The sequence below is a fragment of the Actinomadura sp. NBRC 104412 genome (assembly GCF_030269515.1).
Taxonomy (GTDB): Bacteria; Actinomycetota; Actinomycetes; order Streptosporangiales; family Streptosporangiaceae; genus Spirillospora.
On record NZ_BSTM01000008.1, the window covers coordinates 143005 to 161161 of the forward strand.

Consider the following 18157-nt stretch of genomic DNA (forward strand, 5'->3'; position numbering starts at 1 on the left):
CGGCGGCGCCTGGCCCATGAGCAAGCTGAGCGCGTTGCGGCTCGGCGGGTGCTGTCCACCGGCGTCGGGCGTTCGTCGAGATCCTTCTGTTTCTCACCGCGGCCGACGAGGAGGCCGCATAGGGCTAGAAGCGAGCCGGGCGGCACTCCTTGCGCGGAGGGATGCGTCGGCTTTCAGCAGGTCGCCGACCCGGTGTTCTGGCCGTGGCGTTGGCCGCAGTTGCAAATGCGCGGCGGCGGCCGAGGCCGGTCGCCGGGGTGTTCGCTGCCGGCCCCATGCGGCGGTCTCGGCTGCGCCGTGATCGGCACCGGCTAGGTGGACCTCACCCCTGGTCGGGTACGAGCGCCTGCTGCACGGCCGCCCACCAGCAGCTACCCGGCGGGCCGATTGTGCTGGCCTGGGACCACCCGACCAAGACGCCGTTCGTACCGTCTGGGCTGGGCGATCCCCGATATCCCGCTCTCCCTCATCGGGCGTTGGCCCGTTGATGAGCTTGGGATGCTGGTTGCGGACCTCGTGCCGCAGGACGCCGACGGGGTCACGACCGTGCCGTACCCCGAGGAATGCCTCGGCGAAGCCGCGCGCCCAGGGGCGCGGCCTGGGAGCGGTATTCGGCGTTGAGGTGCATCTGGCAGTAACGGGTCTGCGCTTCGGGGAAGTCGACCTCCTGGCCGCGCCTGCCCAGCAGCCGGACGGCCGTATTACTTGGCTCGGGAACGGGGCCACCTCGAAAGCACGCTGGCTGGGCGGCTTGGGGGAGTGGCTAGTTGGGGTGGTGCGGGGTCCAGGGTTGGGGGTCGTGGGGTTGTCCGTTGGGGGGTGGTGCTTGGTCGGCGGGGGGTTCTGGCTGCGCCGCTGGGGCGTTGCGTGGTGGGGTGCCGCCGGTTGACTTCTTGCGGCGGGGGGACGACTGGCGGGGGCGTCCCCGGGGGCGTCGTTCTGGGTCGGGGAAGTCCAGTTCCCTCAGTTCGGACTCCTGCCATCCGGCACGCTCCGCCTCGGCGTACAGGGTGCCGTATCGGCGTTCCGCCTCGTCCAGTTCGGCTCTGAGCCGGTCGCGTGCCTGCTTGGCCACGGCCAGCTCGCGGATCGCCGCCACGCGTCCGTCCAGTAGCCGCTGTGCCGCCCGCTCCAGTTCCGCGATGTCGTCTGAGGCTGTCATGCGCGGCAGCGTACGGGGTCGGTCACGCGCGGCGGAAGCGGATGGCGCGGCGCGTGCTTGGGCGACGGCTGGGTATGGGGCGGGCGACCCCGTCTCGGAACGCGGGGAGGCGGGCTTGAAATGATCTTGGATGTGTTCCCACAGGAGGGACCGTGGCCGTTCCTGGCGTCAAGCTCAACAACGGGATCACCATGCCGCAGCTCGGATTGGGCGTGTGGCTGGTGCCAGAGGAGGACACCGAGAACGTGGTGCGGACGGCGCTGGACATCGGTTACCGGAGCATCGACACCGCCTCGGCGTACGAGAACGAGGAGGGCACCGGGCGTGCCCTGCGGGCGTCCGGGATACCGCGCGAGGAACTGTTCGTCACCACGAAGCTGCGGAACGGCGACCAGGGGTACGACTCGACGTTGCGCGCCTTCGACACCAGCATGCGCCTCCTCGGACTGGACTACCTGGACCTGTACCTGATCCATTGGCCGATGCCGTCCCGGGACACCTACATGGACACCTGGCGCGCGTTCGAGAAGCTGCTGGAGGGCGGGCGGGTGCGGTCCATCGGCGTGTCCAACTTCACCGCCGGGACGCTGCGCCGGGTCATCGATGAGGGGGACGTGGTGCCGGCGGTCAACCAGATCGAGCTGCACCCGTACTTCCAGCAGGCCGACATGCGCGCCGTGAACAGCGAGCACGACGTGCGCACCGAGGCGTACAGCCCGCTGGGGCACGGCGGGAAGCTGCTGCGCGACCCGGTGCTGACGTCCCTGGCCGAGAAGTACGACCGGACACCGGCGCAGATAGCGTTGCGGTGGCATATACAGCTCGGGAACATCGTGATCCCGAAGTCGGTGACGCCGTCCCGGATCGCCGAGAACTGCGACGTGTTCGGGTTCGAGCTGGCCGACGACGACATGGCGGCCATCCGCACGATGGACAGGGGTGCCCGTGTCGGCGAGGATCCCGAGACCTTCGATCTGATCTTCTGATCGGGGCGTTATCCCCGGTCACGTTCCGGAGTCCCCGGCCCGTCGGCCGGGGACTCCGGCATCGTGAAACCCCTCTTGGCCTCCGGCCCGTCCACCGTCCTGGGTGCGCTGTCCGGCGACAAACAGCAGAAGGCGGTCCTGGCGCGGCAACTGGTCGAACGGCCCCGCGGCTGGTGCTGGAGGAGCCGACGCAGGGTATGGACGTCGGCGCCCAGAGGAGATTCATGGCCTGATCCTGGGGTCCGCGGAGGAGGGCACCGCGGTCGTGGTGGTGTCCACGGACCTGGCGGGGGTCGCGCGCAGCGGACCTGACGCTCGTCGTCCGCGGCGGGATCGACCTGTTGGTGGGCCCGATCGTGACCGTCGCCCAGTTCGCGTCCGCCCGGACGTCGGGACGGTCGGCAACGGCATGGCCCTGCCCGCACATCACCATCGCCGTGCTGGGCGGCGTGGCCACCGCCGGCGGCGTGGAACGGGTCGGCCGTCATCGTGGCCCCCTCTGGTCGCCTGGCTGAACGCGCGCATCCTGTTCTCCTCGAGGGGTCGGAGGGCGGCCAGTACCAGTTGCCGGCGCTGGGGCCGCTGCTCGTCTGTCCACGCTCCTGAACGCCGTGGCCGTGCGACGGTCGGGCGGATCCCCTCAAGGCCCGACCTCGGACGGCCGCGTTCACCGTGGGGACGATCAAGGTTGGCCGTGCCGTCATCGCGCATGTCCTGGTTCCGCCGTCCACCGCTCGGTACGTTGCGGGCGCGCGGTGATCTCCCGGGCGAGGGTCGTCCGAGAGACCCCGCTGGAAAGGAGCCGACATGGCCGGTCGGAGCACGAGGACGACACGACGGACATGGCGCGGAGCGGCTCTGCTGGGGGCGGGCGCCGTCCTGCTGCCGCTGCTGACGGTGGCGGGCCCGGCCGACGCGGCGTCCCCGGGGGCGACCGCGGCGTTCACGGCGAAGGAGCGCGGCAGGGCACGGCCGCTGGTCGTCGGCCACCGCGGAGCCTCCGGATACCGTCCCGAGCACACCCTGGCCGCCTACGAGCTGGCCGTGCGGATGGGCGCCGACGTCATCGAGCCCGACCTCGTCCCGACCAAGGACGGGCAACTGGTCGCCAGGCACGAGAACGAGATCGGCGGGACGACCGACGTGGCGAACCATCCCGAGTACGCGAACCGCCGCACCACCAAGACCATCGACGGTGTGCGCGTCACCGGCTGGTTCACCGAGGACTTCACGCTCGCCGAGCTCAGGACGCTGCGCGCGGTCGAGCGGATCCCGGCCGTCCGCCAGCGCAACACCCTTTACAACGGGCTCTTCCAGGTGCCGACGCTGCAGGAGGTCATCGATCTGGCCAAGCGCCTGAGCCGGGAGCATCGCCGCACCATCGCGATCATCCCGGAGACCAAGCACCCGACCTATTTCCGCAAGAGCGCGGGACTGCCGCTGGAACCCCGGGTCATCGAGATCATCAAGCGCAACGGGCTGGACCGGCCCGACGGCCGCGTGATCCTCCAGTCCTTCGAGCCCACCAGCGCCCGCATGCTGGACAAGGCGCTGCGCGTCCAGGTCGCCCAGCTCATCTCCGCCACCGGCGCCCCGTTCGACACGATCGACAACGGCCACGGGCCGACCTACGCCGACATGGTCACTCCGCGGGGCCTGAAGGAGATCAGCACCTACGCCGACTGGATCGGGCCGGAGAAGAGCCTGATCATCCCGAACAAGCCGGACGGCACGATCGGCACCCCGACCACGCTGGTACGGGACGCGCACGGCGCCGGGCTCAAGCTCGCGCCGTACACGTTCCGCAACGAGAACCAGTTCCTGCCGGTCGACCTGCGCAACGGCACCGTGCCCAGCGACTACGGGCAGGCGCTGAGGGAGTATGAGCTCTTCTACAGGACGGGCATCGACGCGGTGTTCTCCGACAACCCCGACACCGCCGTCCTGGCGCGCTCCCTCGCCGCCAAGAAGTAGCCGCCTTCGACCGCTTTCGGGCCGCTTTCGCCGAGGGGCGCCGTCACGGCCGGTCGGGCCGTGGCGGCGCTCAGCCGGGCTCGCGCCGCCAGGAGTCCAGCACGGCCTCGACGGTGGCGCGGATCCGGTCGCGGGCGTCCCGCCGGGAGACGCCCGCCATCAGCAGCGCGTCGTAGTCGGTGTCCTGGTGCCTGACGGACGCGGCGACGGCGAGGTGCAGCGCGTCCTCGTCCAGCTCGCGTCCCGCGGCCGAGCGCCCGACCCGCCCGCTGCCGCGCAGGCTCGCGTGCGACGCGATCGCTTGCGCGCGCTCGGGCGGGCAGCCGGGGAACAGGCGGCGGATCCCCTCGGCCATCCGGGCCTGGAACTCCTCGTCCTGCCGCGCCCGGCGCCGCCGGTCGCGTTCACGGCGCCGGGCCCGCGCGTCCTCGTCGGCCAGGCACTGTTCCTCCGCCCGTGCCAGTGCCTCCTCCTCGACCAGCACGCCGCGCCGCTCGTACCGTTTGCGCCTGCGGTTGGGCTGGACGACGATCGCCGACAGCCCGCTCTCCTTCTTGGCGCGCCGGCTGAGCGCGGCGTTCCCGGCGGGCAGGAACACCAGGTGGTCCATGTCGGCGCAGGTCAGGCAGAGCGGTTCGGCGTCCTCCACGACCATGAACTCGCCGCCGTCGCGGTGGCAGGACGCGCAGGTCCAGCCGGTGCGCGAGGGCTGGATCGCCATGAGATCGGGCGCCTTGCTTTGGCGGGCGGCGATGCTCTCGCGCCGGGCGGGCGACAGGCCGGGGGAGAGCCAGTGGGTGCGGTAGGCGCGCTCGATCTCGTCGGCACGGTCGGCGGGCGTACCGGTGCGCGCGGCGAACCGCAGCGGACGGCGGTCACGGGTGGCGGCGACATAGGCGGCCTCCACCGGTTCCAGGCCCCGCTCCGCGGCCCAGTCGCGCAGCGCCCGCAACGCGGTGTCGATCTTGTCGGAACGGACGGTCAGGGCGGCTTCGAGCGGGTCGAGCCGTCCCTGGCGCCACTCGGTCACCCGGAGGGGCGGCAGCCAGCCGAGCCGCTGGAACACCTCGATCGCCGACACCGAACGCGACCGCCGCACCTGCGTGGCCGCGGCCTGGGCGACCCGGCGGGCCAGCCGGGTCTCGTGCACCTCGCTCACAGCCGACCACGGTAGCGCCCGCCACCGACACGTTTTCGACCGATCACTCTGAGTAATTATGATCTTGTGGGGACGGTCGGAGGGGACAACGGGGACCCCAGCCGGGAGACGGACGGGGACACCTGCTGGGCCGGTCCGGGACGGCTGAGGGTCGTGGCGGTCCGCCTGTCGGGCACGCACCGCGTCTGGGCGGACTTCCTGGGGATCCCTCCGGACGTGGACGCCGCGTTCCTGGTGACGGACGGTGGTGGGGTGGTCGGCCGCGGCTACTACACGACGGTGACCGAGCTCGCCGAGGTCGTCGATCTCGCGACCCTCACCCCGTGCTGACCCCGTGCTGACCCCGCCGCGGGACGCCGCGAGGGGTTGCGGGATGCGCGAACGGTCGTGTAGGCGTGTGCTTCGCTTGTGCGATCATTGACGGTTCGTGAGAGGGGAGGGGCCGGTGCCCGCAGCGGGGGACGCGCGCCATGAGGTCGTGGTCGTCGGCTCCGTCAACGCGGATCTGGTGATCGGGGTGGAGCGCCGCCCCGGCCCCGGCGAGACCGTGCTGGGCTCCGACCTGGCCGTCTACCCGGGCGGCAAGGGCGCCAACCAGGCCGTGGCCGCCGCACGGCTCGGCGGGCGGGTCGCGATCCTCGCCCGGATCGGGGACGACGGCAACGGGGCACTGCTCCGCTCGGCCCTCGCCGACGCCGGGGTCGATCTCGGTCATCTCCTCCGCACGCCCGGTCCCAGCGGCGTCGCCCTCATCACCGTGGACCCGGACGGCGACAACAGCATCATCGTCTCGCCGGGAGCGAACCGGCGGCTGCTCCCCTCCGACGTCCCGCCCGCGCGGCCGCTGCTCGAAGGGGCCTCGGTGGTCTCGTTCCAGCTCGAGATCCCGCTTGAGACCGTTCACGCCGCCGCCCGCACGGCGGCGGACGCCGGGGCGCGGGTGGTGCTCAACCTGTCGCCGCCGGCGCCGCTCCCGGACGACCTGCTCGCGCTGTGCGACCCGCTGGTCGTGAACGAACACGAGGCCGCCTTCCTGCTGGGACGGCAGGGCCGGGGGGACGGGCCCGCGGGCCTCGCCGAGCGGCTCCTGGCCCGCGGCCCCCGCTCCGTCGTGATCACGCTGGGCGGGGACGGTGCCCTGGCCGCCGACGCGTCCGGGACGGCGTCCGTCCCCGCTCCCCGCGTCGAGGCGGTGGACACCACCGGCGCCGGTGACGCGTTCACCGCCGCGCTCTGCCTCCGCCTGGCCAGGGGCGACGCGCTGGCCGACGCCGCCCGCCACGCCGTCCGCGTGGGCGCCGCGGCCGTGCGGGCACCGGGCGCCCAGAGCTCCTACCCGTACGAGCGCGACCCCCTGCCCGGCTGACGAGCGACGGTCAGCGGTCTGCGGTCAGCGGTCGGCGCGGGCGCGGAGCCGCTCCAGCTCACCGGCGGCGTCCCGCACGTCGGCGCCGAGGTCGAACGCGCTGAACAGGTACAGGTCGTCGTCGGTCTCGATCTCCAGCAGCCGGGTCCGGTGCAGCAGCCGACGCCGCTCGTCCACCCGGATCTCCCGTACCGAGGGCCACGGGACGCGGCGGCGTCCGGCGTAGCCGGAGACGACGGTCACGGCGTCGTCGTCGGCCGCGACCCGTACGGGGGCGATGGCGTCGCGGAGGGCCAGCGCGGCGAGCCCGCCCGCGGCCACCAACGCGAGCAGCAGGAACGGCGGGTCGTCCAGCGACGACGCCGCGACCACCGCGAAGGCGACGGCGGTGACCGCCTTGACGACCGGCTGAGCGAGCGGCACCCGCCAGCGACGCTCGGCGCCGTTCCCCTCGTCGCCGTTCCCCTCGTCCACAGGGTTCACGGTAGCCGGACGGGGCTATTGCTCCTCGGGACGGGGGATCCGCTCGCCCGGCCGCTGCTGCTGAGAGGGGACCTCAGGAGGCTGATACGGGACGGGAGGCGCCTGATAGGGCGGCGCGGGAGGAGGCAGCGCAGGCGGAGCGGGCGGCGGCGCATGGCCGGACCGGCGATCCGCATACGCCTGCTTGCCCCTCTCCAAGGCGCCCCACCCCTTCGCCACCGCCCCGCGCCCCAGGTTCTGGACACGGTCCTGCTCGGCCATCCGCTGCACCCCTTGCCACGCGGCCCGCCCGCCCTGGACGGCCTGTCCCGCCACGGCGCGGATCAGGTGCGCGCGTGCCACGCGAGTGCCGAGGACACGATCCGACACGGTGAGGCGGCGAGGGAACACGGCGGGCAGCACGTTCACCCAGAACACGGTCACGGCGAGCAGCCAGCACACCACCGACAGCAGGAACGCGCCCTGGAGGAGCACACAGCACGCCACCGCGAACAGCCCGACGTCGCACACCGTCGTGGACATCGCCCTCGCGCAGGCTTGCCGCTTTCCCAGCCGCGCGCGGCCGGGCGCCTCCACACGCAGGTCGAGGACCAGCTTGCCGAGCGTCCGTCCCTTCCAGGCGAGCCCGACGAAGTGGTACACGAACACGATCAGGACGAGGGCGGCGAACGCCTGCATCACATAGCCGGACGCCGAGTCCCACAGCGACGACCCGAAGTCGGCGGAGGCCGCCTTGATGTCGCCACCCGAGCTGATCACCTCCCAGGCGCCCTGCCGTGCCAGCCCGGGAACGTCCTTCACCAGCGTGCTGATCCGCGTCCAGGTCCAGCCGCCCAGGATCACGGCCACGGTCAGCGCCAGGGCGAAGTCGATCGCCCAGGCCGCGGCGCGCCGGACCATTGCGGCACCGGGCGCGGAATCGATCGGATCGGCACTCATCGACGTCTCCGGGAGGGGGAGCTGTTTCCGGTGGACTCTCCGGCGGTCAGGCACCGATCATTCTGCATGGCGGACCGGCCGCGGGGGGTGGATCTTGCCCGATAAATCGCGATCCGCGGAAAGTCCCGCCGGAGCCGTTCGGTAGCGTCGTCCCATGCGACTCGGTGTGCTGGACGTGGGCTCGAACACGGTGCATCTGCTGGTGGTGGACGCGCACCGTGGCGCGCGCCCCCTCCCCGCGTTCTCTCACAAGGCGGAGCTGCGGCTGGCCGCCCACCTGGAGGACGGCGACCGGCTGTCGAAGCAGGGCGAGACCAAGCTGCGCGCCTTCGTCCAGGAGGCGCTCCAGGTCGCCGAGGACAAGGGCGTGGAGGACCTGGTCGCCTTCGCCACCTCCGCCGTCCGGGACGCCGCGAACGGCGAGGAGATCCTCGACAGGATCAGGGAGACCGCGCAGGTCGACATCAAGGTGCTGGCGGGCGAGGACGAGGCGCGGCTGACCTTCCTGGCGGTGCGGCGCTGGTTCGGCTGGTCCTCGGGCCGGCTGCTGGTGATCGACATCGGCGGCGGCTCACTGGAGATTGCGTCCGGGATCGACGAGGAGCCGGACGTGGCGATCTCGCTGCCCCTGGGCGCCGTCCGGCTCACCAGGGACTGGTTCACCGCCGATCCGGTGCCCGCCGACGAGGTGCGCAAGCTGCGCCGGCACGTCCGCGCGGAGATCGCGCGCCATGTCGGCGAGGTCGCCAGGTACGGGCCGCCCGACCAGGCGGTGGCCACGTCCAAGACGCTGCGGCAGCTCGCCCGGATCGCGGGGGCCGCGCCGTCGTCCGAAGGCCCGTACGTGCGGCGCCAGCTCCGGCACGAGGACGTCACCGAATGGGCCGAGAAGCTGGGCGGGCTCGCCCCCGAGGAACGTGCCAGGCTGCCCGGCGTCTCCGAGCGCCGCGTCCCGCAACTGCCCGCCGGGGCGATCGTCGCGGACGCCGCCATGGACCTGTTCGGCGTGTCGCGGCTCGAGGTCTGCCCTTGGGCGCTGCGCGAGGGCGTCATCCTCCGCCGGCTCGACATGCTCGCCAACTGATGTCCGTACCGATGCCGGTATCGATGCCCGTGGCGGCGGCACGAGCGCGGGACGCCGCCGGCGCGCGCCGGGTTCGGACGAAATATGACCTTAACCGGCCTGATCGGACACGGGTCGGCGGCTCCCATCCGGGGCCGACCTCTGTCATCGTGAGGTCAGGGGTGGGTCCGGCGAGCCGACCGGTGGCGGCGGCCGTCCCGTCGCGGACCCGGGCGGCGAGAGGTGAACGTCGATGGAGAGCCGACCTGGCCGGGTGGGCGCGGTGCTGGGCGAGCTGAGCGCCGACGACCCGACCCGGGTGGGCCCGTACCGGATCGAGGCCAAGATCGGCGAGGGCGGGATGGGCGCGGTCTACCTCGGCCGCGGCCAGGACGAGCGTCCCGTCGCGGTGAAGGTGGTACGGCCCGAGCTGGCCGGTGACCGGGCGTTCCTGGCGCGCTTCAACGACGAGTGCCGCAACGCCGAGCGCGTCGCCTCGTTCTGCACCGCGCAGGTGCTCGACCACGGCCAGGACCTCGGGCTCGCCTACATGGTGACCGAGTACATCGAGGGCCCGTCCCTGCTCCAGCACATCCGTGAGAACGGGACGCTGTCGCCCGGTCTCCTGCACGGTGTCGCGGTCGGCGTCGCCGCGGCGCTGGTGGCGATCCACTCCGCCGGGCTCGTCCACCGCGACCTCAAGCCGAGCAACGTGCTGCTGTCCATCTCGGGACCCCGCGTCATCGACTTCGGCATCGCGCGCGCCCTCGACATGGCCACGTCCCACACTGCGACCGGCGCGGTCGTCGGGACCCCCGGCTACATCGCGCCCGAGCAGATCCTCACCCAGCAGGTCACCCCGGCCATCGACGTCTTCGCCTGGGGCTGCCTGGTCGCGTACGCCGCCAACGGCCGCAACCCCTTCGGCCAGGGATCCCTTCAGGTCATGGTCGGCCGTGCCCTGCACGCCGAGCCCGAGCTGGGCGACCTTCCCGAGCCCCTGGCCGGTCTGGTCCGGGCCGCGCTGCGCAAGGACCCCGAGTCCCGTCCCACCTCGCGCGACCTTCTGCTCAGCCTGGTCGGCGGCGCCAACGAGGCCGCGGTGACCACCACTCTGGGCGAGTCCTGGACGTCCGAGCCCACCCGGGTGAACACCCCCTCGCCCGCCGAGACCCGTCCCAACCCCGAAGTGGCGCAGGGCAACGCGCACCCGCAGTCCCCGCCGCAGCCGCAGCACGGCCGGCCGGGGTACGCGGAGTGGAGCACCGAGCCCGTGGGGGAGACCGCCACGGGACCCTCGTACGGGCCTTCTTCGCCCGTGCCGCCACCGCCCATGCCTCCCCCCAGCCCTGTGCCGAGTCCCTCACCCGGGTTCGCGCCAGGCGGCGTACAGGACGGGCAGCGCCGCGCGACACGCCGCAAGGGGTTCCTCGTAGCGGGAGCCGCGCTGGCGACGGCCGCGCTGCTGGCCGGGGGCACCTATCTGGTGGCGCAGCTCGGTGATGATTCCGGCGACCCGGCACAGGCCCAGCCGCCGGCCACGCCGGGCGGTCCCCCGAAAGAGCCGATGTTCGTGCGGATCGACACCGCGGCGGGCTGGCCCCAGAAGTGCCATGCCGACATCGGCACCTACACCCCCGGGCAGGCGGCCCCCGTCCCGATCCTGCGGGGCGACACGTGCGACATGCTGCCGGAACGGTCCCCCGCCGACCGCAACAAGGTGGCCTTCACCCGGAGGTTCGCCGACCATGGCGAGGCGTGGGTGATGAACGCCGACGGCAGCGGCGCCCGCATGGTCACCGACCGGCTCGCGCCCGGCAGCAGGGTCACCTGGTCACCGGACGGGACGCAGCTCGCGTTCACGGGCAGGGACGGCCGCGCCCTCCAGCTCTTCGCGATCACGATCGGGCAGCGCGAGCCGCGGCGCCTCACCGACGACCCGGCGCTCAAGGACGACCCCATGTGGTCGGTCACCGGCAAGATCGTGTTCTGGAGCAGGCGGGACGGGGCCCAGCAGCTTTACACCCTCGACCCGAGGAACCCCGAGGCCCCCTGGACGAAGCTCACCCGCGACGAGGTCACCGCCAACGACCCTGAGTGGTCACCCGACGGGACGAAGATCGCCTACACCCGTGGTGATCGTCCCAACGGGGACATCTGGGTGATGAACGCCGACGGCTCGGGCGCCAGGCGGGTCACCTCGGGCGGCGGCCACGAGATGGACCCGGCCTGGTCCAGGGACGGCAAGTGGATCTGCTACGTGAGCGGCCCCGTCGAAACGCCGTCCGTCCGTACGATCCGCGTCGACGGCACGGGCGACCGCCCGTTCGGCCCCACCAACGGAACGATCGGCCACCCCACCTGGTCCTGATGCCCGTCGGCGGTACGCCACGCGCAGGCGGGCCGGGCTCAGCGGAAGTCGCGGGAACGGACCCGGCCCGGGACGGGGAGGCGGCGCAGGCGGGTGGCACGGATGTTGGTCACGCCGTCGGCCCGTTCCAGCCGTCCGTTGACCAGCAGGGCCTGCGAGTCCACGGCCAGGGCCCGGTGGCGCTGGAAGACCTGGGGCGGGCAGATCACGTTGACGATGCCGGTCTCGTCCTCCAAGGTCATGAACACGATGCCGCCGGCGGTCGGTGGACGCTGGCGGTGGGTGACGAGCCCCGCGACGACGAGGTTGGTGTCGCCCGGAACCCCGGGCAGCCCACGGGACGGGACCGCTCCCAGTTCGTCGAGCGCTTCCCGTACGTGGGCCATCGGGTGGGTGTGGGAGACGCCCGTCGCCCACAGGTCGGCCAAGGTCTCCTCCATCGGGGACATGGCGGGCAACGCGGGTGCGGTGGCGCCCGGTGTGATGCCTTCGAGCTGCCCCGGCCCCGTCCCTGCCAGGGCGCCCGCGGCCCACAGCGCCTCTCTGCGGGTCAGCACCTCGCCGGTACGGGTGGCGGCGCCGTGCCTCACGGGGATGGAGCCGAACGCGCCGGCGGTGGCAAGGGCCTCCAAGGCCGCCGACGAGATCCGCACGCGCCGTGCGAGGTCTTCCATGCTCGTGTACGGGCGGCCCGCCGCGATCGCCTTGGCGGTCTCCTCGCCCAGGTTGCGGATGCCGTTCAAGCCCAGCCGTATCGCGGGCTGTGGCTTGAGCGGTGCGTGCGGGTGGTCGGACTCGACGGGGAGCTTCTCCTCCAGGGTGGGGTGGACGTCACTCGCGTTGATGTCCACGCCCCGTACCACCACCCCATGGTGGCGTGCGTCGGCCAGGAGGCTCTGGGGTGAGTAGAACCCCATGGGCTGGTTGCGCACGAGCGCCGCCGTGAACGCGGCCGGATAGTGCCGTTTGAGGTACGCGCTGGCATAGACCAGATGGGCAAAGCTCTGCGCGTGCGACTCGGGGAAGCCGAATCCCGTGAAACCCAGGATCTTCTCGTACACGTCCTCGGCGATGTCGGCGGGGATCCCGCGTTCGGCCATGCCGTCCAGGAGACGCTGCCTGAGCCGTTCGACCCGTTCCGGCGCGCGCTTGGCGCCCATCGCCTGCCTCAGCTCGTCGGACTCGGCCGGGGAGAAGCCCGCGCAGTCCACGGCGAGCTGCATCATCTGCTCCTGGAACAGCGGGACGCCCAGCGTTCTGGCGAGCGCGCTCTCCATCAGCGGGTGCGGGCAGGTGGCGGCCTCCTCACCCTTGCGGCGCCGCAGGTACGGGTGGACGGACCCGCCCTGGATGGGGCCTGGCCGTATGAGCGCCACCTCCACCACCAGGTCGTAGAACTCGCGCGGCCTCAACCGGGGCAGCGTGGCCATCTGCGCACGCGACTCCACCTGGAATACCCCCACGGTGTCGGCGTCGCACAGCATCTCGTACACCTTCGCGTCGTCCGGCGGGATCGACTGGAGGTCGTACCGGACGCCGTGGTGCTCCTCCACAAGGTCGAAGCAGTCGTGCAGCGCCGCCAGCATGCCCAGCCCCAGAAGGTCGAACTTCACCAGGCCCGCGGCGGCGCAGTCGTCCTTGTCCCATTGCAGGACGCTGCGCCCCGGCATCCGCGCCCACTCGATGGGGCAGATCTCCCCGACCGGCCGGTCCGCTATCACCATCCCCCCGGAGTGGATCCCCAGATGCCGTGGCAGAGCCAGCATCCGGTTGGCGAGGTCCAGCACGGAGCCGGGGATGCCCGACTCCGCGTCGGCCATTTGCGGCGAGGCGTGGCCATGGGCGCTCACGGCGCGCGCGTCCACGTCACGCGACCACGCGTCCTGCTGGCCGGGAGAGAAGCCGAGCGCGCGCGCCGCGTCCCGTACCGCCATCCGCGGCCGGTAGGAGATGACGTTGGCAACCTGGGCCGTGCACTCCCGCCCGTACTTCTCGTAGACGTACTGGATGGCCTCCTCACGGCGCCGGTGCTCGATGTCCAGGTCGATGTCCGGCGGCCCGTCCCGCCCCGGCGACAGGAACCGCTCGAACAGCAGGCCGTGCCGCACCGCGTCCACCCCGGTGATGCCCAGCGCGTAGCAGACCGCCGAATTGGCCGCCGACCCGCGCCCCTGGCACAGGATGTTCTCCCTCCTGCAGAACTCCACGATGTCGTGCACGATCAGGAAGTAACCGGGGAAGCCCAGGCTCTCGATCACGTCCAGTTCCCGGGCGATCTGCGCGTAGGCGCCGGGCGTCTTCTCCTGGCCCGGCGGCCCGTAGCGAAGCCGCGCGCCCTCAGCGACCAGGTGGCGCAGCCAGGTCGCCTCGGTGTGCCCCTCCGGGACGGGCCAGTCGGGCAGCCGCGGCGCCATCACCTGGAAGTCGAACGCGCACTCGCGCGCCAGCGCCACCGTCCGCTCCCGCACGCCGGGGAACCGCGCCAGCCGCGCCGCCATCTCCGCGCCGTCACGGATATGGGCGGTGCCGCCCGCCGGAAGCCACCCCACCATCTCGTCCAGGCTGCGCCGCGACCGCACCGCCGCCAGCGCCTGCGCCAGCCGCGCGTCCGGTCCCGGCGCCGCGAAATGCACGTTGTTGGACGCCACCACGCCCAACCCCGTGCGCGCGGCCAACGCGAACAGCGCGTCGTTACGGGGATCGTCATCGGGCTGGTCATGGTCGATCAGCTCCACGAACACGTTGTCACGGCCGAACAGCTCCACCATCCGGCGCAACTCCCGTTCCGCCGCGTCCAGGCCACCCGCCTCCAGCGCGGCCGGAACCGGGCCTTTGCGGCAGCCCGTCAGTACCGCCCAATGGCCGTCGTGCGCATCCGCCAGCGCATCCAGGTCGTACACGGGACGCCCCTTCTCACCCCCAGCCAGTTGCGCCGCCGTGATGGACGAGCACAACCGCGCGTACCCCTGCGGCCCCCTCGCCAGCACGAGCAGGTGCTGGCCCGCCGGATCGGGCTCGCCCGTCTGCGGCCCGGGAAGACCCAGGCTCAGCTCCGCCCCGAACACGGTCCGGATACCGGCGTCACCGGCGGCCTGGGCGAACTGCACCGCCCCGTACATCCCGTCGTGGTCGGTGATGGCCATCGTCTCCACCCCGAGCCGGGCCGCCTCCTCCACCAGTCCGCGCGGGTCGCTGGCCCCGTCCAGGAAACTGAACGAGGAGTGGCAGTGCAGCTCCGCCCAAGCCACCTCCGTGTCCCGGCGTCCATCCTTCTTGCATTCCGGTACGTGAGGTGGGTCGCCACCTGGTGGGCGATCGCCGCCACGGGACGTCCCCCAGGACAGCCGCTTCTCGAACTCCCGCCACGGCACGGACGGGTTATGCCAGCCCATCGGCCCTCCCGCCTCGCTCAGTCATAGGCGGCCTCCACGTGCCAGCGGCGTCCCTCGACGGCGAGCAGGAACGCGGCCCCCTCGTCGGTCACCACCTGGAACCGGGCGCGGCGGCGCGCCTGCCGCGGATCCCACCAGCGTTCGATGACCGGCCAGGGACCGGTCCAGGCGGTGATGGCGGCGGGCGGCCTTCCGTCCACCTCCAGACGCGCGGGCGGCGCGGACACCGCGCAACGCGCCGACACCGTCACCGGGGCGCCCTCCGCGTCCACGACCTCGGCGGGCCACGGCCTGCGCGGGACGACCGCGGGCGCGGGCACCGGCACCCGTCCCGGCCACGGCCCGTCGGGGCGGTCGGCGGGCGGCAGGTCACCGAACGGCACCTTGGTCACCCGCTCGCCCGGCCCGCGCCCGCCCGTCAGCACGGGACGCGTGATCGCCCGATGCCCCAGCAGGCCCTGGATCCGGTCGGCGGCGCGGGCGATCCGCTCGGTCACCGCCGCCCGCCCCCACAGCGACTCCTGCCTGCCGTGATCGGGGACGAGCTGGTCCGGCGCCATCCCCAGCCACACGACACCGCCCCAGACCGCGGTGTCCTGCTGCGGCCCGTCCTCATCGGTGCCCGCCGTGGGACGCTCACCCTGCCACGCCGACAGTTGCCACCGGACGCGCTCCGCCACCGCCGTCGCCGACAGCCTCCCGTCATGGCGCCACAGCCGCCGCAGCACATGCCCGTCCGCGAACCCGATCTCCACCGCGAGCCGGACACACGTCATACCGCCCGCGGCAAGCCCCTCGTGCAGGTCCGCCGCGAGCCGCTTGCCCGCGAACACCACCTGCTCGGCCTGCTCCGCCGGAGGATCGAACTCACTCCGCACGGACAGATCCGCGGTCGCCGGCGCGGGCGCCACCGGCCGTGGCTCCTCCCCGCGCGCCAACCGGTGCGCCAAGGCCCCGTCGGGTCCGAACCGCCCCGCCACATGCCCGGACGGCAGCGCCGCGAAGTCGCCCAGCGTCCTGATGCCCAGCCGCCTGAGCAGGTCCGCCAGCTCCGGCCTGTCCAGCACCGACAGCGGGTAAGGGGCCAGGAACGCCGCCGCCCCGCCCGGCTCCACCACAACGCCCCCACCACGCCTTGCCGCCAACTCGGCCACGAAAAGCCCGTCCGCTATGCCCGTCCCGCAGTCGAAGCCCGCCTCCACCACCGCGTCCTGCACGAGCACGCGCAGAGCCTCTTCACCCCCGTAGAAGCGAGCAGGCCCACGTGCCGGCACCGCGCACAGCCCTGGACGCACCACCTCCACCTTGGGCGTCAGCTCGGCAACGGCGTTCGCCACGGCCTCGAAGAGGCGCCCCTCCTCGTCGGTGTCCCGCTCCTTGACGACGAGGTCCGGACACCGGCGCTGCGCGTCCCGTATCCGCTGCCCCCGCCGCACGCCCTGCGCCCGCGCCGCCGCCGTACACGCCGCCACCTGCCCGTCGACCACCACCGCCCCCGGCGTCGCCGCGTCCACCCCGACCGCGGTGACCGGCCAGTCGGGGCACCACACCACCAGAACCCGGCTCACGCCGCCCCTTCCCCTCCGCCGGCGGAGCCGCCCCGCACGGCACGGAGAGAGCCGCTTCCCGGCAGCACCTCCAGAACCGGACGCCTGGACACCATGTCGGCAGGGGCCACCTTCCCGTCCGGGCCGGGCAGCCAGACGAACGCCTGGCGCCCCCGTCCCGGAGCGTCCCGCCCCTCCGCGGTCACCCGGACGCGACGGCCCCGCAGGACACCATGACCGTCCCCGAGCCCTTCCCAGGCGGCGTCGTCCATACGCAACCGCAACCGGGTGCCCGGCCAGTCCCGCGCGTACGCTCCCGTGAGCGTCAGAACGCAACCGTGCTTACGGGCCAGCGCGGAGAGCCGCCGCACGGCCGTGGCCGGCGGACGCTCCGGCAGGCGGAGCAGCACAAGGTCAACGGCCTCGACCAGAGCGGCCACCACGTCGGGCCACCGCCCGCCCGGTTCGTCCACCAGCAACAGCCGCTCGGGATCCGCCCCCATCCCCACAGCCGCGACGACACCGAACTCGGGCAGACCCACCACGCCGCACCAACCGCCGTCCTCGGCCCCGGCCACCCCGGCCACAAGGGCGGCACCCAACGACCCCGCACCGGGACCGTCCAACCCCAGGACCGAACCCGGCCGCAGACCTCCGCCTGGTATCACCGAACGCAAGGGAGGAAGCACGGTCACAAGGTCCCTCTGAGCCGGGGCCTCGAGCCGGAGCGGATCCCGTGCCGCGTCCGCCACGCATCACCTCCCCACCTGCGCGGCCACATCATCGAACACAAATTCGAAAGATGTCAAGTTTCCGCAGGTCAACCCGTGATCCACCCCAACCCGCGCCCCCCGACACCGGCTCACACCACCCCGCCGGACCAACCCCCAAACCTCAAGAACCGCCGACCGCCCGCCCGATACCAACCGCACGACAAGTAACCGCGCGCAATCCCCACATCACCCCCAATCAGGAACGCAGCCGCGGCGTTGCCCCAACGTTCGGCAAGACTGAGGCGCCCCACTGGATGGATAACCCCGCAAGCCGCCCTCGCCCAGGCCATCGAGAACCCTTCACGGACAGGTCGCAAGACCCCCGTCCGATGCCAGCGTCCAGGACAGGTACCCGCGTGCGGCCATGGCATGGCGCCAGAGCAGCGTCGCAGGTGCGGTGTTGCCCGAACGTCCGAGAGAACCGGTTCAAAGTAGGCGGTGCCCCGCTGGTCCGAACCTGGGTGACTCGAATGCCGCCCTCGCCTAGGCCATTGAGAACTCTTTGCGTTCCCCCAGGATGCAGCCATCTGCGTCCTCCAGCGGCCAGCCGACCGCGGCACCCTCCGCCACAAGCCACACCCGACTCCCGACTCAGCCCCGAACCCCCTGGGGGCTTACGGAGCCCAGCCCATCAGGTCATACATCGCACGCCGAGGGCTCACCGAAGAGCCCGTCCACCGCAGCGCACACACTTGGAACGCGGCCGTCCGCCAACGCGTTTCACCGGCTCCCGTCCATGGTGTCAGTGATGCCCGAAGCACTTGGTTGCGTTCCGCCGCAAGCCAACTCCCGGCATGAGCCCAGCCACCGCCGCTCGTCGTGCACCCTCATATGACATCTGTGGACCTCGCCAGGCGGGGCCGAGTCGGGAGTCGGGTGTGGCTCGTGCCGGACGACGCGACGGTCGGGCCATGACTACTGGGCGACGCGCACAGCCGCATC

General features: G+C 72.5%; 14 protein-coding genes. 7 read left to right on the forward strand and 7 right to left on the reverse strand.

The window, feature by feature from the left end; genetic code table 11:
• Nucleotides 1-763: 763 nt before the first annotated feature.
• Entirely contained in the window at nt 764-1162 is a 399-nt protein-coding gene (locus QSK21_RS12810) for a hypothetical protein (protein WP_285695836.1), read from the reverse strand.
• A gap of 191 nt (nt 1163-1353) precedes the next feature.
• Here QSK21_RS12810 and QSK21_RS12815 point away from each other — a divergent pair, with 191 nt between their 5' ends.
• The 3 genes from QSK21_RS12815 (at nt 1354) to QSK21_RS12825 (ending at nt 4122) form a co-directional block, all read left to right on the forward strand.
• Nucleotides 1354-2148 (forward strand): aldo/keto reductase, encoded by a 795-nt coding sequence (locus QSK21_RS12815; protein WP_285695992.1) that lies wholly within the window; start codon nt 1354-1356, stop codon nt 2146-2148.
• A gap of 344 nt (nt 2149-2492) precedes the next feature.
• Nucleotides 2493-2663: a hypothetical protein gene (locus QSK21_RS12820; protein ID WP_285695837.1), complete on the forward strand. Its 171-nt coding sequence runs from the start codon at nt 2493-2495 to the stop codon at nt 2661-2663.
• Between the two features lie 292 nt (nt 2664-2955).
• Complete coding sequence (locus tag QSK21_RS12825) at nt 2956-4122, forward strand: glycerophosphodiester phosphodiesterase (protein ID WP_285695838.1); 1167 nt, start codon at nt 2956-2958, stop codon at nt 4120-4122.
• Between the two features lie 70 nt (nt 4123-4192).
• Here the strand turns inward: QSK21_RS12825 and QSK21_RS12830 are convergent, their stop codons facing one another.
• Entirely contained in the window at nt 4193-5281 is a 1089-nt protein-coding gene (locus QSK21_RS12830; RefSeq protein ID WP_285695839.1) for a DUF2293 domain-containing protein, read from the reverse strand.
• Between the two features lie 66 nt (nt 5282-5347).
• On the opposite strand from QSK21_RS12830, the gene QSK21_RS12835 reads away from it, so the two are divergent.
• Both QSK21_RS12835 and QSK21_RS12840 read left to right on the forward strand, forming a co-directional pair.
• A complete protein-coding gene (locus QSK21_RS12835) occupies nt 5348-5611 on the forward strand; it encodes a hypothetical protein (RefSeq protein WP_285695840.1) in 264 nt (87 codons plus the stop codon).
• 115 nt (nt 5612-5726) lie between these two features.
• Nucleotides 5727-6647 carry a ribokinase gene (locus tag QSK21_RS12840; protein WP_285695841.1) on the forward strand — a complete coding sequence of 307 codons (921 nt, stop codon included), beginning with the start codon at nt 5727-5729 and terminating at the stop codon, nt 6645-6647.
• 24 nt (nt 6648-6671) lie between these two features.
• Here QSK21_RS12840 and QSK21_RS12845 read toward each other — a convergent pair whose 3' ends face one another.
• Both QSK21_RS12845 and QSK21_RS12850 read right to left on the reverse strand, forming a co-directional pair.
• Complete coding sequence (locus QSK21_RS12845) at nt 6672-7121, reverse strand: PH domain-containing protein (RefSeq protein WP_285695842.1); 450 nt, start codon at nt 7119-7121, stop codon at nt 6672-6674.
• Nucleotides 7122-7145: 24 nt separating this feature from the next.
• Nucleotides 7146-8069, reverse strand: a complete 924-nt coding sequence (locus QSK21_RS12850) for an RDD family protein (RefSeq protein ID WP_285695844.1) — start codon at nt 8067-8069, stop codon at nt 7146-7148.
• A gap of 154 nt (nt 8070-8223) precedes the next feature.
• Between QSK21_RS12850 and QSK21_RS12855 the strand changes: the two genes are divergently transcribed.
• Together QSK21_RS12855 and QSK21_RS12860 are read left to right on the forward strand one after the other, a co-directional pair.
• On the forward strand, nt 8224-9153 hold the full coding sequence (locus tag QSK21_RS12855; RefSeq protein WP_285695845.1) for a Ppx/GppA phosphatase family protein: 930 nt from the start codon (nt 8224-8226) through the stop codon (nt 9151-9153).
• Nucleotides 9154-9385: 232 nt separating this feature from the next.
• Nucleotides 9386-11503, forward strand: coding sequence for a protein kinase domain-containing protein (locus QSK21_RS12860; protein WP_285695846.1), 2118 nt, complete (start codon nt 9386-9388; stop codon nt 11501-11503).
• A gap of 38 nt (nt 11504-11541) precedes the next feature.
• Here the strand turns inward: QSK21_RS12860 and QSK21_RS12865 are convergent, their stop codons facing one another.
• The 3 genes from QSK21_RS12865 to imuA' all read right to left on the reverse strand — a co-directional run bounded on the left by QSK21_RS12865 (nt 11542) and on the right by imuA' (nt 17194).
• Nucleotides 11542-14751, reverse strand: a complete 3210-nt coding sequence (locus tag QSK21_RS12865) for an error-prone DNA polymerase (protein WP_285695848.1) — start codon at nt 14749-14751, stop codon at nt 11542-11544.
• A gap of 161 nt (nt 14752-14912) precedes the next feature.
• Nucleotides 14913-16463 carry a DNA polymerase Y family protein gene (locus QSK21_RS12870; RefSeq protein ID WP_285695849.1) on the reverse strand — a complete coding sequence of 517 codons (1551 nt, stop codon included), beginning with the start codon at nt 16461-16463 and terminating at the stop codon, nt 14913-14915.
• A complete protein-coding gene (gene imuA' / locus QSK21_RS12875) occupies nt 16460-17194 on the reverse strand; it encodes a DnaE2-dependent mutagenesis accessory factor ImuA' (protein ID WP_502871555.1) in 735 nt (244 codons plus the stop codon). The genes QSK21_RS12870 and imuA' overlap by 4 nt, the downstream gene beginning before the upstream one ends.
• Nucleotides 17195-18157 lie beyond the last annotated feature (963 nt).

Bases quoted from the DNA above. Each gene is read 5' to 3' on its own strand.
- QSK21_RS12815 (WP_285695992.1), top strand. From the start codon at position 1,354: ATGCCGCAGCTCGGATTGGGCGTGTGGCTGGTGCCAGAGGAGGACACC.
- QSK21_RS12810 (WP_285695836.1), bottom strand. From the start codon at position 1,162: ATGACAGCCTCAGACGACATCGCGGAACTGGAGCGGGCGGCACAGCGG.
- QSK21_RS12855 (WP_285695845.1), top strand. From the start codon at position 8,224: ATGCGACTCGGTGTGCTGGACGTGGGCTCGAACACGGTGCATCTGCTG.
- QSK21_RS12825 (WP_285695838.1), top strand. From the start codon at position 2,956: ATGGCCGGTCGGAGCACGAGGACGACACGACGGACATGGCGCGGAGCG.
- QSK21_RS12860 (WP_285695846.1), top strand. From the start codon at position 9,386: ATGGAGAGCCGACCTGGCCGGGTGGGCGCGGTGCTGGGCGAGCTGAGC.
- QSK21_RS12850 (WP_285695844.1), bottom strand. From the start codon at position 8,069: ATGAGTGCCGATCCGATCGATTCCGCGCCCGGTGCCGCAATGGTCCGG.